Below are 14,578 nucleotides of genomic sequence, written 5' to 3' on the forward strand. Positions count from 1 at the left end.
CCATCTTATCTTTTGTCTAATTTTGAAGTTATATAATCCCCAATAAATTGGATGACGAACACAATAAGTAAAATAAGAATCGTCGCTAACATCGTTACATCATTGTTGTTTCTCTGGAATCCTTCTTTATAAGCAAGATCTCCTAGTCCCCCCGCACCAATTGCTCCCGCCATCGCTGTATAACCGATCAATGCAATCGCAGTAACCGTAATACCTGAAACAAGTGCAGGCATGGATTCTGGTAATAGTACTTTGAAAATGATGGTACTCGTTTTAGCCCCCATAGATCTCGCGGCTTCAATCACGCCCTTATCCACTTCTCTAAGGCCAATCTCGACCATCCTCGCATAAAAGGGCGCAGCCCCGATAATTAATGCTGGGAGAGCCGCCTTTGCACCTAACATAGAACCTACCACAAAAATTGTAAACGGAATTAATAAGATAATCAGAATAATAAATGGGATTGAGCGGAAGATATTGACCACCGCAGAAATAATCACGTTGATAAATTTGTTTTCCCACATCTGTCCTTTAGACGTCAAAAATAACAATAACCCTAGTAAGATGCCTAATATAAAAGTCGCAAGTAAAGCAATACCTGTCATATATAATGTTTCTTTCGTTGCAAGCCAGATATTTTCCCAAATGACATTCGGAAACCAATTACTCAGCACTTGACATCACCTCCACGCCAACCTGCTGTTCTTTGATGAATTCAATCGCGTGGGCGATTTCTTCATCACTACCATCCATATGAATAAACAATGTGCCATACGATCCATGTTGAGTTTGCGAAATTTTTCCTTGTACGATATTAACATCCAATTGAAAATTACGAATAAGCTTTGTAATTAGTGGACTTTCCGTATTTTCGCCGACAAAAGTTAATTGTACAACCTTGCCTTGTGGATAGTGCTCTAGTAAATGTTCCACAGTGTCCTTCGTTTCCTCAGGCTCCGTTACTTGTTGAACAAACCTTTTTGTTATTTGCTCAGCAGGGTTCCTAAATACGTCAAGAACCGGTCCTTGCTCAACAATCCTGCCACCTTCCATGACGGCTACCCGGTGACAAATTTTTTGGATGACATGCATTTCATGAGTAATAAGAACAATCGTCAACCCTAATCGTTTATTAATATCGACCAAAAGCTCTAGAATGGAGTCCGTTGTTTGCGGATCAAGTGCAGATGTCGCCTCATCACAAAGGAGTACTTTCGGGTTATTCGCTAATGCCCGGGCGATCCCAACCCTTTGCTTTTGTCCACCACTCAATTGAGAAGGGTAGGCCCCCTCCCTGCCCTCTAGGCCAACCAGCTTAATTAATTCATTGACTCGTTTTTGGCGTTCACTTTTTTTTATACCTGCAATTTCAAGTGGAAACGCGATATTATCGTGTACAGTACGAGACCACAATAAGTTGAAATGTTGAAAAATCATGCTAATCTCTTGACGTGCCTTTCGCAAGTTACGACCTTTAATGCTTGAAATGGTATTTCCTGCTACTACGACAGAACCCGATGAAGGGGTTTCTAGACCATTCAGCATGCGTATGAGGGTACTTTTTCCAGCGCCACTATACCCAATAATTCCAAATATTTCACCTTTATTAATCGTTAAATTCACTTCATCAACAGCCTTAATTGGCTTTGTTTGTACGGATTTAGTACTGAATACCTTACTAACTTTCGACAATGTTATCATTGAACTCACCTCTTTTTGCAATAAACCCTATGAACCTACTCATGTTGTTTGTAAAAACCTTCTACTAAATAAGATTTCACGAACTGCTCCATTCATGCATTGTTTATTTACATAATCGGAAATTAAAAATGCCTTTCCGCGTGAGCAGAAAGGCATTGTGAAAAAAGACCTTCCTCTCATCTCCCAAAGCAATCAGCTTTGCGTGAATTGGCACCTTTTCAAAGCATTAGCTTTGCCGGTTGCCGGGCTTCATCGGGCACATCCCTCCGCCTCTCTTGATAAGAGCAAACAAGTATAAGAAATTGACAAATCATCAATTAAAGTTCATTTCGTTTTCGTTGGAATAATACCATGCAAAAAGATAGAGTGTCAATGTATTATATTTCTATTTATTGAAAAATCGTTAAAAAACTTGGCAACAATCCCTTTAGATAAAGTGAAACTTCAATCAGTGGCGGTTTTCTTCATCCCCTACTGATTGTTAGTCCCGTTCTACTGTCGCTAAGATCGCAGTAAACGCTTCGATCAATCGACAGTACGAACTAAGGACTACATACGCCGCATCCTGTGGGCGTAAACTTTACCTCTGCTCATGCATCGGTAAGTTTCACTGTATCTTTTACGGGCAGTCGATCCCCCCACCTATCTTCTTTTAGCATGCTCAGAATCTCGAGGTGGGGGTCTTACTGCTTAAAAGTGGGAAAAATTATTTTACCGCAAGTGAATGAATGCCTGTAGCTTTTTCAATCGCTTGTTCAAGATCATCGATTAAGTCTTGGGCATTCTCAATTCCAACCGATAAACGTACCAAATCCTCAGACACACCTGATTTTTCAAGTTCTTTGACTGAAAGTTGCTGATGCGTCGTGCTCGCAGGATGGATGATTAAACTCTTCGCATCCCCAACATTGGCTACATGAGACCATAGGCGAATGGAATTGATCAGATTCGCACCTGCTTCTCTACCACCTTTAATGCCAAACGTCACAATGGAACCTGCTCCTTTTGGCAAATATTTGTCAGCCAAGCTCTTATCAGGATGATCTTCATTACCAGGATAGTAGACCCATGAGACAGCTGGATGATTTTGCAGATAGTCGATGATAATCTTTGTATTCAAAATATGTTCCTTCATCCTCACATGCAATGTTTCCAGCCCAATTGCGAATTGGAAAGCACTCTGCGGACTTAATGCTGGTCCAAGATCTCGGAGTAGCTGTACACGTGCTTTGGTAATAAAGGCGGCTGGACCAACTGCTTCTGCATAAACGATTCCGTCATAGCTTGGATCTGGTTCAGTGAACCCTGGGAAATTAGGTGAATTATAATCGAATTTCCCTGCGTCTACAATGATTCCCCCCATTGTTGTTCCATTTCCAAGCAGCCATTTTGTTGCGGAATGAACGACAATATCCGCGCCAAACTCAATCGGTCTGCACAGATATGGAGTAGCAAACGTGTTATCGATAATGAGTGGAACGCCTGCTTCATGTGCAATGTCAGCCACAGCTTCAATATCAAACACACGCAAACTTGGATTGCCGATTATTTCTGCAAAAACTGCTCTTGTTCGTGAAGTAATCGCATCTCTGAAATTTTCAGGATCATCAGGTGAAACAAATCGGACCTTTATCCCATATTTCGGAAGTGTATTGGCAAATAAATTATATGTACCCCCATATAAAGTTGAAGCTGCTACAATTTCATCTCCCGCACCAGCAATATTTAAAATGGCTAAAGTGATTGCAGCCATTCCGCTCGATACCGCTAAAGCGCCAATTCCACCTTCCAATAAGGCCACTCTTTCCTCAAATGTTGTAACTGTCGGATTGTGAATTCTTGAGTAAATGTACCCAGGCTCTTTTAATCCGAACAAATTAGCAGCATGCTCCGTACTTTTGAACGCGAAAGCATTACTTTGGTAAATCGGCAATGATCTTGCTCCAGTTACCGGATCTGCCTCTAATCCCCCATGTACACTCAATGTCTCAAAACGATAATTGTTTTTTTCTTCTCCCATGTAGTCCCACTCCCATTTCTTCATTTTTACGATCCTATTCTCTCCGCAATGATAGGTATATGAGAATCAAAAAAAACCACTTCTTTAAGAAGAGGTTTATTATAAACTCTCCTTATCTTCCAGAGCTAATACTCTGCTGGAATTAGCACCGTGTATGTATCACATACCGGTTGCCGGGCTTCATAGGACCAGTTCCTCCACCACTCTTGATAAGAAATTAATTTAATTTTCGGTAAATTGTTCTTGTGATAAATATATCATGAGCAATAATGCCAGTCAACCGCATCTTTCTTTTATTTCACAGCTTTTTTCATCCCACGATCAGACGTTACTCTCTTTCCTTCGACAAAACTTTCATCAAAAAACATTTCTTGTCATTATTTCCCGAGAAATAGACGTTTAAAGATCAATCCCTTAATAGGATCCACAATGAATATGTAAACGGTTCTCATCAAATGAATAGCAAATACCCGAATAATGGATAGCAAGCTTCTCCATCATTCGGGCATGAATCCGTAGTATAGAAAATCATTCTTCATGATTCTAGCTCCTTTAAGAGAGCATAAAGATACGGTACTGATTGAAAAGCATAAACTTTTTCAATCAATTGTCCTTCTTTAAAAAGCAGCAAGCAAGGAACACTTTCTACTTTATATTGCGTCGAAATAGCGGGGCTATAGTTCATATTCATCTTACCGCTTTTTAATTCAGGATAAAGCTCTAACGCAACAGTCAGCATTTTTGAAGAGACCTGACAAGTTCCACACATCGGGGTATACAAATATAAACAAACCGTCTTATCCCGTTGAATCGCGTCATTTAATTCTGTTTCATTCCATTCTTGCATGGTAACACTCATCCTCTATTCTAAATATTCCACTTTCACGTCTATTTTGGCTGCCAGTAGCATAGTTGAAAGATGTTTTAGCGGAGCATCCGCTACTTGACGATACATTTTGTCTATATAAATATGGGAAGCGTTTGGCATTTCGCGCATCAGCTGTTTCCGAAGCTTTTCTCCAGATTTATCTGCATCAACGAGGATATATACATCCTTGTCTTCCAATTCCTCCACAAGTTCATCCAATCTTACTAAAGAGATTGTTCCGTTTGTACAGATAATCTCTACATCTTCGTTCAAAATCTTTTTTACTTGACGCTTATCAGAAGTTCCTTCGACAATAAGAATTTTTTCAACCTCAGACTGCATGAACAACATCATCACCCATCTTGAGTTCTTTCAAAATACTAGAAACTTGAAACAAGTGGCCTACCTATTGCCCGAATAATAAACAAGGAAGACCGTTGCTACAGCCTTCCTCATTTAACATCTTATCCTTCGTTAGTCATTTCTTCGTATGCCTCTGCTGTCATTAATTTCTCAATTTCAGTGCTGTCAGACGGCTCGACTACAACCATCCAAGCCTTCTCATAAGGAGACTCGTTTACAAACTCAGGGCTATCATTTAGATCCTCATTCACTGCAACGACTTTACCACTGATCGGTGCGTATAATTCAGAAACCGTTTTTACAGATTCAACGCTACCGAATGGCTCGTCCGCTTTAATTTCATCGCCTACTTCTGGAAGCTCAACAAACACAATATCACCAAGCTCTGATTGCGCAAAGTGTGTAATCCCGATACGAACCGTTTCGCCTTCTGTTTTTACCCATTCATGTTCTTCTGAATAACGTAATTCTTTTGGTGTTGTCATTAGTAAATCCCTCCAAGTATGTAGTAGTAACTCTCTTATAGTATATAAGTAGATTTTTCAATTTGGAAGTACAAACTTTAGATCCAGTTCTTCTCAAATTCTTCTTCTTTAAAACCTACCGTTACTTTCCTGCCATCCGTAACAATCGGACGTTTTATTAACATCCCATCAGAAGCCAGAATTTCCAACATTTCTTGTTCAGATGCCTCTTTCAAACGATCCTTTAAACCCAATTCACGATACTTTTGACCACTTGTGTTGAAGAATTTCTTTAAATCGAGACCACTGTTATGGAACAACTCTTTCAATTCAGAACTTGAAGGCGGATTTTCCGCGATGTGGATGTCTTTGTATGTAAGTTCATGTGCATCAAGCCACTTCTTAGCATTGCGGCAAGTTCCGCATTTTGGATACCAATAAAATGTTAAGGACATTTTCTCACCACCTATTGATAGAATACCCTTTTTTCAATAGCAACACAAAAGATTCAGCAACGAAAATAGAAAAAGACTCCCAGCAATATTGAACACTGGAGATGCTTAAACTCTAGGTCCGAATCCGGAATCTTTTCTCATTTCTCAATTTATCCCGCATTAACGGGCAGTAAAACCCCCACCTAAAGGCTCAGAGGAATCGAGGAAGCCTAGTTGGAGGATAACTGCCTGTAAAAGCCCGATTGGTGAAACTTCAATAAGTGGGGGATGAAGCCCCTCCCCACTTATTGAAGTTTCACTTTATAACACAAATTTCCCTGCTTCAATTAATTTAACAGAGGCTTCACGCTTTTTGGCAATAACATTGATTGGCATGTGTCTAGTTAATTTGCGAAGGGAAGAAAGCATGATACGCAATGGGTCACCGACTTCTACAGCAATTAATGTTTCTTTTGCATGCTGCTCGATTTCATTGAACGCTTCTTGAACGAAGATTTCTGTGTAAAGAACTTTTTGTTGGTTCTTTTCTATTCCAGTTGTAGCGATTGCTTTTTCTGTACGTAAAAGAACTGATTCAGCGGCATAAGTAAGAGATGCAATATCAGCAATGTTCACTAGAATTTCTTGCTCTTCTTCAAGCTTAGGTCCGAATTTTTGTGCAGCGAGCCCTGCAGCAAGCAAAGCGATTTTCTTTGCATTTCTTACTAGCATTTTTTCTTGTGCCAATAGCTCATCACCTGGTTCCTCAGGCATCATCATCAATAACTCTTCTTTTAGCGTTTGAGCTTTTTGCAGAAGGGGCAACTCGCCTTTTAACGCTTTTTTCAAGAATGTTCCCGGTACCAATAAACGATTGATTTCATTCGTCCCTTCAAAGATACGATTGATTCTGGAATCACGGTATGCACGTTCAATTTCGTATTCTTGCATGAAACCATAGCCTCCATGTAGCTGAACGCCTTCGTCCACAACATAGTCCAAAACTTCAGTCGCAAAAAATTTATTTAATGAACATTCAATCGCATATTCGGCAATGGATGCTGCAACGGCCTTGCCGTCTTTTACCTCTTCATCAGACAGCTGACTCATTCTTTGTTCAAAAAGACCAACTGTACGGTAAACAGAACTTTCTGCTGCATAAATTCTCGCAGCCATTGTCGCCAATTTCTCCTTTGTTAAGTTAAAAGAGGATATGGCTGTTTTAAATTGTTGCCGTTGGTTCGTATAGCTAGCGGCCAATTCGAAGGCACGCTTAGCTCCACCGACTACACCTACACCTAATTTATAACGTCCGACATTTAAAATATTGAAAGCAATAACGTGTCCACGACCAGCTTCACCAAGAAGATTCTCAACCGGCACTTCGGCATCTTCTAGGATCAACGTACGTGTAGACGAACTCTTGATACCCATTTTCTTCTCTTCAGCACCGACAGATACACCAGTGAATTCACGTTCAATGATAAATGCTGAGAATTTTTCCCCATCGATTTTTGCATATACAATGAATACATCCGCAAAAGCTGAATTGGTGATCCATTGTTTTTCACCGTTTAATACGTAGTGAGTTCCTTTTTCATTCAGTTTTGCTACGGTTTTTGCTCCTAAAGCATCTGATCCTGAACTCGGCTCAGTCAAAGCGTAAGCGGCAATTTTTTCACCAGTTGCAAGCAATGGCAGGTATTTTTGTTTTTGATCTTCGTTCCCGAAAAGAACGATTGGCAGAGATCCAATTCCTACATGAGCACCGTGTGTAATTCCGAAACCACCTGCACGAGACATTTTTTCAGCAATTAATGCTGAGCTGACTTTATCAAGACCAAGTCCACCGTATTCTTCTGGAACATCCGCTCCTAGTAGTCCAAGGTCACCGGCTTGTTTCAACAATTTTACTGAACGATCGAATTCGTGTTTCTCTAAATATTCAACTTCTGGTACTACCTTATTAATGACAAAATCCTCCGTTGTTTTTGCAATCATTTTTTGCTCGTCTGTGTAATCCTCTGGAGTGAACATTTGATCATACGTAATGTCTTCTACTAAAAAACCGCCGCCTTTGATTAACTTTTCAGTTTCGTTAGCCATCTTCTCGTGCCTCCTAATCTGATCATTGGGTCAGACCCCTTTTTTTCTACCGCACAAGTTATTACCCGATCAATTCAAATACTCCAGCAGCTCCCATTCCGCCGCCGATACACATTGTTACTACTCCAAATTGCTGATTCTTTCGTTTCATTTCATGAAGCAGGCTAAGTGTTAATTTTGCACCGGTACAACCAAGTGGATGACCGAGGGCAATTGCACCGCCATTTACGTTCACAATTTCTTCATTTAGACCAAGCTCACGGATGATTTGGATCGATTGAGAAGCAAACGCTTCATTCAATTCAAATAAACCAATATCTGAGAGCGCAAGTCCCGCTAGTTTTAATGCTTTAGGTATCGCCGCTACCGGACCAATCCCCATGATTTCAGGAGGAACTCCAGCTACTGCAAATGAACGAAATTTCCCCAATGGAACCAAGCCATGTGAAGTTGCTTTCTCTCGATCCATGACCATAACAGCCGCCGCTCCATCACTTGTTTGTGATGCATTACCCGCTGTTACGGAGCCCATTACTGAAAAGGCTGGTCGTAATTTGCTTAGAATATCTATCGTGGTCCCTTCACGTACACCTTCGTCTGTCGTAAATTGATAGCTTCTTGACTCTGGCTTTAAATCTGCACCAACAGAATGAATCGTCACGTCAACAGGAACAATCTCATCAGCAAATTTTCCACTCGCAATTGCTTTTGCAGCTTTTTGATGGCTACGAACTGCAAAAGCATCTTGGTCTTCACGAGAGATGCCGAATTTCTTCGCTACTTCTTCAGCTGTATGCCCCATTCCCATATAATACTCAGGAGCCGTTTCTGCGAGCTTCGCATTCGGACGAGTTACATGTCCCATCATTGGCACCATACTCATTGATTCTGCTCCACCGGCAATGACGGTATCGCTAAACCCGAGCATGATTCTTTCTGCACCATAGGCAATACTGTTCAAACCACTTGAACAATAGCGATTGATCGTAATGGCCGGCACAGAATGAGGCAAGCCGGCCAGTGCACCAATGTTTCTTGCCATGTTTAAGCCTTGTTCTGCTTCTGGCATGGCACAACCAATGATTAAATCATCAATGTTTCCTTCATAATCGCCAGCACGTTTTAAGGTCTCTTTCACCACAAGAGCACCTAAGTCATCCGGGCGTACTTTTGCAAGAGAGCCTTTTTTCGCTTTCCCAACTGGCGTTCTTGCTCCAGCTACTATTACCGCTTCTCTCATGAGGACCCTCCTTACGTAAAATGAAACTTCAATCAGTGGAGTTTTGACTTTCCGTGAATCTGGGATACATGTAAGTCATTATTCTGTAATGCTATATGAACGATTATCAAGATTAGTTGCGTAGCGGCTTTCCTTTAAGAAGCATATGTTGCATTCTCTGTTGAGATTTCGGCATAGAAATTAAGCTTAGGAATGCTTCTTTTTCTAAGTTCAATAAGTATTGTTCATCCACTTCTGTACCGAATGGCACCATCCCGCCTGCAAGAACAAAGGCAAGCTTTTTCGCTATGACCATGTCATGTTCAGAGATATATCCTGTTAGACGCATCGACTCAGCTCCTAGTAGAAGGGTTGCATATCCCGATTCGCCGACTACTGGAATTTTTGTCTTTATCGGAGCCGTATAGCCTTGCTCATGTAATGCAAGAACAGCTTGCTTCGCATCATAAATTAAGTGATCTGGATTCACACTAATTCCATCTGTAACATTCAAGAAATTATTTTCATGTGCTTCTTCTCCTGAAGAGGAAACCTTTGCCGTCGCCACCATTTCAAATACTTTATTTACGACTTTCTGTAAATCAACTTCCACACCTTTTGGTAAACTCTTTATCGTCTTATAATACAGTTCCTTTGCTCCACCACCGCCTGGAATTAAACCAACTCCCACTTCAACAAGACCCATGTATGTTTCCAACGATGCCTGAATACGGGCCGCCGGAAGACACACTTCAGCCCCTCCACCTAAAGTCATATTAAATGGTGCAGCAACAACTGGTTTCGGGCTGTATTTAATCTTCAACATGGCTTTTTGGAACTGAGTGATGACTATATCTAGTTCGAAAATATTGTCATCTTGGGCTTCCATTAGCATTAATGCGATATTCGCTCCGACACAGAAGTTCTTCCCCTGGTTCCCAATGACAAGACCTTTGTAATTTGTGGCTACTTCCTCAATTGCAAAGTTAATCATTTGAATGATATCAAGTCCTATTGCATTGTTTTGTGAGGTGAATTCTAGCAATGCTACACCATCACCGATATCGATTAAGCTTGCGCCAGCGTTCTTTTTGATGACCCCTTTTTGCTTTTTCACTTTTTTCAAATTGATTGCTTTAGGATTTTCGATGAGTTGCTTATATTTACCATGATGGAAGTACAGCGTTTCACCTTGTTCATTTTCTTTGTAAAAGTGAGTGAATCCGTTTCTGAGCATTTCTTTTACCCATTCTGGTATATGAATGCCTTCTTGCTCTAATTGTGTAACGGACTTCTCTAGTCCAATCGCATCCCATATTTCAAACGGACCTTTTGACCAGCCGAATCCCCACTTCATCGCTTGATCGATTGCCACGATATCGTCTGCAATTTCACCAAGTTGTGTAGCAGAGTAAGTAAGTACTGGGGTTAATATCTTCCACAAGAGCTGTCCGGCACGATCATCCGAATAAATGAGCGCCTTCATTTGATTTGAATAGCCTTTTGCCTGTTTGCTCATTTCAGTAGAGGCTGTTTTTAGTTTCTTTCTCGGTCCGTATTCCAGGGTTTGCGGATTAAGTTCAAGAATTTCTTTTCCTTTTTTCATGAAAAATCCCTGGCCACTTTTGCTTCCCAGCCACCCTCTTTCAACTATTTTTGTTACAAAATCAGGTATCCGAAAGACTTCCTTCTCTTTACCATCCACCTGGTCATAAACATTTTTTGCTACATGAGCAAATGTGTCTAACCCCACAACATCAAGTGTACGAAACGTTGCACTTTTCGGTCTGCCAATCATCGGTCCTGTGATGGAGTCTACTTCACCGATACTGTAACCGCCTTTTAACATTTCTTGTACAGTTACAAGTAAACCATATGTTCCAATTCGGTTAGCAATGAAGTTTGGGGTATCTTTTGCTTCAACAACCCCTTTTCCGAGGACATCTTCACCAAATTGTTTCATAAATAAGAGTACCTTTGGATCAGTCAATTTTGTTGGGATAATTTCAAGTAGCTTTAAATAACGTGGTGGGTTAAAGAAATGAGTGCCTAGAAAGTGCTTTTGAAAGTCCGTCGAACGCCCATCCGCCATAGCTTCGATCGAAATGCCTGATGTATTGGAGCTAATGATACTACCTTGCTTTCTATATTGATCCACTTTTGCGAAAATGTCTTTTTTCACTTGCAGGTTTTCAACAACAACTTCAATCACCCAATCCACTTCAGCAAGCTTTTCTAAGTCATCTTCAAAGTTACCGGCTTCGATCAATGCAAGTTTGCTTTTTGAAGTAAGCGGTGCGGGCTTTTGTTTTAATAGCTTTTGAATAGACGTTTGGCTGATTCGATTTCTCACCGCTTTATCTTTAAGTGACAATCCTTGTTTCTTTTCATCCTCTGTAAGCTCCGCGGGAACGATATCTAAAAGATAAGTTGGAATTCCTATGTTAGCAAGGTGTGCGGCAATCCCTGAGCCCATAACCCCTGACCCCAGAACAGCAGCCCTTCTGATTCGTCGCACCAAATTCAATCCCCCTTATTCAAACGTCTTGAATGAATACTCATTCATTTTTTCATTAAAAATAAGCGACCTCTCTCCTACTTTAAATATAGAATATTTCAGAAAATTGCGCAATCTTTAATGGCTAAAAACGTCATTTTTTCATTCAACAAATGGTGACATATTATTTCTCTAACCACAAAGAATAACGAGGTAGGAGGTGATTCGCAAATGGTCAAGCGTAAAGATAATCCATCCAAAGCTGCAGTAAGTGCGGCGAGCGTGAAAGGAAACGCAGGTCCTGGTGTTGAAGGACATGGACAAAACAAAGTGAACAGTACAAACAATCAATTTAAAAAATAAAGTGAAACGTCCATCCGTTTCATCCTCCACTGAGGGTAGTTACGTTTTACAGGCTGTTTATTTCCTTCCTATTTTTTCTTGATTCTTTTGCAAAATAGGGTTGTGGGATTAACCGTTAAATCGGAGTAAATTCGTTACTCTCCATGGTATGTAACGCTTGTAACAACAGTATTCTTTAGAAAAACATCATTTTAAGGAGGTGGATATGATGCAAGAAAATGTTCAAGGAAACCAACCACAGAGTAATGTACCTGTTGGCACTATGAAACAGCCACCCAAAATGGTTTCAACGAAAGATAGCCTTTATTTAAAAGATATGCTGTCCTGGAATTTACTTGCTATGAAGAAAGCTCATTTCTTCGCCGCTCAATGCCAAGATCAACAAGTCGTGCAAGCCTTAAATAAATATGGCCTAATGCATCAGCGCCATTATAATACCATCCTTACACATCTTGATCCAGCCAAACAAAGTCAACAGCTCCAATAATCATGATGAAAGGAGATATGCAAATTGCCCAATCAAAATAAGGTACAAAACCCTGAAGCTCCCATTCCAAAGACACCGCAAATGAATGAACGTGATTTCGTTAATGATATACTAAGTACAGAAAAATATTTAAAAAGTTCTTATGGAGTGGCATTGAATGAATTGAGCAATCAGACTTTGTATCAGGATATTCAATCCATCTATACCGAAGTAGAGACAGCGCAAAGGGAGCTCTATTACTTAATGTTCGAAAAAGGCTGGTATACTCTTGAAAAAGAAGACCCTCAAAAAGTCGGTCAAGCCTACCAACAATTCAGTGGCTATAAAAACCAATTCCCTTATGATGCTGGAATACAATAAAGTGAAACGTCAATTAATAGGGGTCTTACTTTCTGTTAATGTAGGATAACATTTATACCAAACAAAAGGAGAAGGCTAAGCCTTCTCCTTTTGTTCTCGATAGTCGTCGTTCAGTTTTTTTATTTCCTGAATCAGCTTAACCATTTCTTGTTTTGCCTCTGGATAAGTTGAATTCCAATGCTTAGCAAGGGCAGGCATCGATTTGGCAATATACGAATAAAGTGCCCAGTACCGGACTTTTTCCTGAAGTTCAAGATCACTTTCTCCAGTAAGAAGTTCCGTATATTTCTCAATCAGACCATCAAATTGCTCAGTAAATTGATCGTTCATATCAATACTCCTTTGCAAGTGACTTTATCCTGGTTTAACAGGCTGCAATACCCCCACTGATGGAAGTTTCACTTTATGTTTTTTCGAGTCCTCGTTGGTGTCTAACGCTTGCGTTTCTCTTATTTATTGGTAGAAAACATGTATTTCTTATAATGATATCGAATACTAAAAATTAAACCCATCGCCATCATATTCCCCATCAGCGAGCTTCCACCATAGCTAATGAAAGGAAGCGGAATACCTGTAATCGGCAAAACGCCAATCGTCATGCCAATATTTTGAAATACATGGAATGTAATCATACTAATTACACCCACACAAATATACGTATAGAAGTTATTCTTCGTGTCCATTCCAGATTTCGTAATGTGATAGATCAGCAAGAAAAACAAACTAACGACAATACTGGACCCAAGAAAACCGAATTCTTCGCCAATTACACTAAAGATGAAATCCGAATGACTTTCCGGCAAATACACCTCTCTAGCACCGATTCCACCTTCTAATGCTTTCCCTGTCGTTTGGCCTGATCCGATAGCCAGCAATGATTTCGTTAATTGATACCCTGTTGAACTGGCGTAATTATAAGGATCTAACCAAGAATAAATCCGTCCAAATTGATATTGCTTAACTCCTAGATACTTTTCTAAAATATCAGGATGCCATAGAACAAAATAAAATATCGTTCCTGCGACTGCTGCCCCACCTGCAAAAATGGGTGTTAGTATCTTCCATGAAACACCTGAAACAAAAATGATTCCAACTAAAATCGCAATTAAGACAAGAGATGTTCCTAAGTCAGGTTGTAGCATAACTAACATAATTGGCGGCATCGTTACAAGACCTAATTTCAACAACAGCCAGAAATCCGTTTTAATCGTCTTCATTGGATTTTTTTCATGATGAGTAGTCGCCACATTGGCAAGAGCGACGATCAAAAACGTCTTCATGAATTCTGATGGTTGTATCGAACCCACTTTGGGAATGACAAACCAACTCTTGGCTCCATTTATGTTAGGAGCTAACGTATCTGGAGCTACCACTAGCAAGAAAAGTAGAAAAAGCCCAAAGCCATACGCATACCAAGTTATTTTCTTTAATTGATCTGAATCAAAGGTAATGATGGCTGCAACAATACCTACACCAACCGCGTACCAAAATACTTGTTGAATTAAAAAGTTATTTACATACTGCCCAGATGTCTGCGCACTGTATATCGCAATACAGCTCGTAATAAACAGAAGAAATAGTATAAAAGCTAAGGTATAATCAATTCTGGATGAAATTTTATTATTTGATTCCATATAACTCTCCCATAAGAAGGATTAAGGGAACTATGATCCATAGCATATTTTTGAGAAAATAC

Annotated in this window: 15 protein-coding genes and 2 riboswitches; of the genes, 3 read left to right on the forward strand and 12 right to left on the reverse strand. The window is 40.1% G+C overall.

Annotation, left to right across the window (positions count from 1 at the left end; genetic code table 11):
• Window positions 1-5: 5 nt before the first annotated feature.
• The 10 genes from JNUCC23_RS19920 to JNUCC23_RS19965 form a co-directional block, all read right to left on the reverse strand.
• Window positions 6-674 carry a methionine ABC transporter permease gene (locus JNUCC23_RS19920; protein WP_062185842.1) on the reverse strand — a complete coding sequence of 223 codons (669 nt, stop codon included), beginning with the start codon at window positions 672-674 and terminating at the stop codon, window positions 6-8.
• Window positions 664-1,701, reverse strand: a complete 1,038-nt coding sequence (locus JNUCC23_RS19925; RefSeq protein WP_403075492.1) for a methionine ABC transporter ATP-binding protein — start codon at window positions 1,699-1,701, stop codon at window positions 664-666. Before JNUCC23_RS19925 ends, JNUCC23_RS19920 begins: the two co-directional genes overlap by 11 nt.
• Window positions 1,702-1,874: 173 nt before the next feature.
• Window positions 1,875-1,986, reverse strand: a riboswitch (SAM riboswitch).
• 421 nt (window positions 1,987-2,407) lie between these two features.
• Complete coding sequence (locus JNUCC23_RS19930) at window positions 2,408-3,721, reverse strand: O-acetylhomoserine aminocarboxypropyltransferase/cysteine synthase family protein (RefSeq protein ID WP_062185838.1); 1,314 nt, start codon at window positions 3,719-3,721, stop codon at window positions 2,408-2,410.
• A 109-nt stretch (window positions 3,722-3,830) separates the two neighbouring features.
• Window positions 3,831-3,937: riboswitch (SAM riboswitch) on the reverse strand.
• 319 nt (window positions 3,938-4,256) lie between these two features.
• The gene (locus JNUCC23_RS19935) at window positions 4,257-4,568 is read right to left on the reverse strand and encodes a thioredoxin family protein (RefSeq protein ID WP_454213193.1); all 312 of its coding nucleotides are present in this window, start codon (window positions 4,566-4,568) and stop codon (window positions 4,257-4,259) included.
• A gap of 15 nt (window positions 4,569-4,583) precedes the next feature.
• Window positions 4,584-4,940: a toprim domain-containing protein gene (locus JNUCC23_RS19940; RefSeq protein WP_062185833.1), complete on the reverse strand. Its 357-nt coding sequence runs from the start codon at window positions 4,938-4,940 to the stop codon at window positions 4,584-4,586.
• 113 nt (window positions 4,941-5,053) lie between these two features.
• Window positions 5,054-5,437, reverse strand: a complete 384-nt coding sequence (gene gcvH, locus JNUCC23_RS19945; RefSeq protein ID WP_062185831.1) for a glycine cleavage system protein GcvH — start codon at window positions 5,435-5,437, stop codon at window positions 5,054-5,056.
• Between the two features lie 77 nt (window positions 5,438-5,514).
• Window positions 5,515-5,871 carry an arsenate reductase family protein gene (locus JNUCC23_RS19950; RefSeq protein ID WP_062185829.1) on the reverse strand — a complete coding sequence of 119 codons (357 nt, stop codon included), beginning with the start codon at window positions 5,869-5,871 and terminating at the stop codon, window positions 5,515-5,517.
• Window positions 5,872-6,171: 300 nt separating this feature from the next.
• Window positions 6,172-7,956, reverse strand: a complete 1,785-nt coding sequence (locus tag JNUCC23_RS19955; protein WP_403075498.1) for an acyl-CoA dehydrogenase family protein — start codon at window positions 7,954-7,956, stop codon at window positions 6,172-6,174.
• 61 nt (window positions 7,957-8,017) lie between these two features.
• Entirely contained in the window at window positions 8,018-9,196 is a 1,179-nt protein-coding gene (locus tag JNUCC23_RS19960) for an acetyl-CoA C-acetyltransferase (RefSeq protein ID WP_454213196.1), read from the reverse strand.
• A gap of 112 nt (window positions 9,197-9,308) precedes the next feature.
• Window positions 9,309-11,651: a 3-hydroxyacyl-CoA dehydrogenase NAD-binding domain-containing protein gene (locus JNUCC23_RS19965; RefSeq protein WP_454216155.1), complete on the reverse strand. Its 2,343-nt coding sequence runs from the start codon at window positions 11,649-11,651 to the stop codon at window positions 9,309-9,311.
• 252 nt (window positions 11,652-11,903) lie between these two features.
• Between JNUCC23_RS19965 and JNUCC23_RS19970 the strand changes: the two genes are divergently transcribed.
• From JNUCC23_RS19970 to JNUCC23_RS19980, 3 genes are all read left to right on the forward strand, one after another.
• Window positions 11,904-12,035, forward strand: coding sequence for a YuzL family protein (locus tag JNUCC23_RS19970; protein ID WP_082191192.1), 132 nt, complete (start codon window positions 11,904-11,906; stop codon window positions 12,033-12,035).
• Between the two features lie 208 nt (window positions 12,036-12,243).
• Window positions 12,244-12,522, forward strand: a complete 279-nt coding sequence (locus tag JNUCC23_RS19975) for a hypothetical protein (protein ID WP_062185823.1) — start codon at window positions 12,244-12,246, stop codon at window positions 12,520-12,522.
• Between the two features lie 81 nt (window positions 12,523-12,603).
• Window positions 12,604-12,882 (forward strand): spore coat protein, encoded by a 279-nt coding sequence (locus JNUCC23_RS19980; protein WP_062186043.1) that lies wholly within the window; start codon window positions 12,604-12,606, stop codon window positions 12,880-12,882.
• Window positions 12,883-12,957: 75 nt separating this feature from the next.
• Here the strand turns inward: JNUCC23_RS19980 and JNUCC23_RS19985 are convergent, their stop codons facing one another.
• Window positions 12,958-13,212 carry a YusU family protein gene (locus JNUCC23_RS19985; protein ID WP_062185821.1) on the reverse strand — a complete coding sequence of 85 codons (255 nt, stop codon included), beginning with the start codon at window positions 13,210-13,212 and terminating at the stop codon, window positions 12,958-12,960.
• 119 nt (window positions 13,213-13,331) lie between these two features.
• Entirely contained in the window at window positions 13,332-14,516 is a 1,185-nt protein-coding gene (locus JNUCC23_RS19990) for an FtsW/RodA/SpoVE family cell cycle protein (RefSeq protein WP_062185819.1), read from the reverse strand.
• Between the last annotated feature and the right edge of the window lie 62 nt (window positions 14,517-14,578).

This window comes from Peribacillus sp. JNUCC 23, assembly GCF_053653995.1.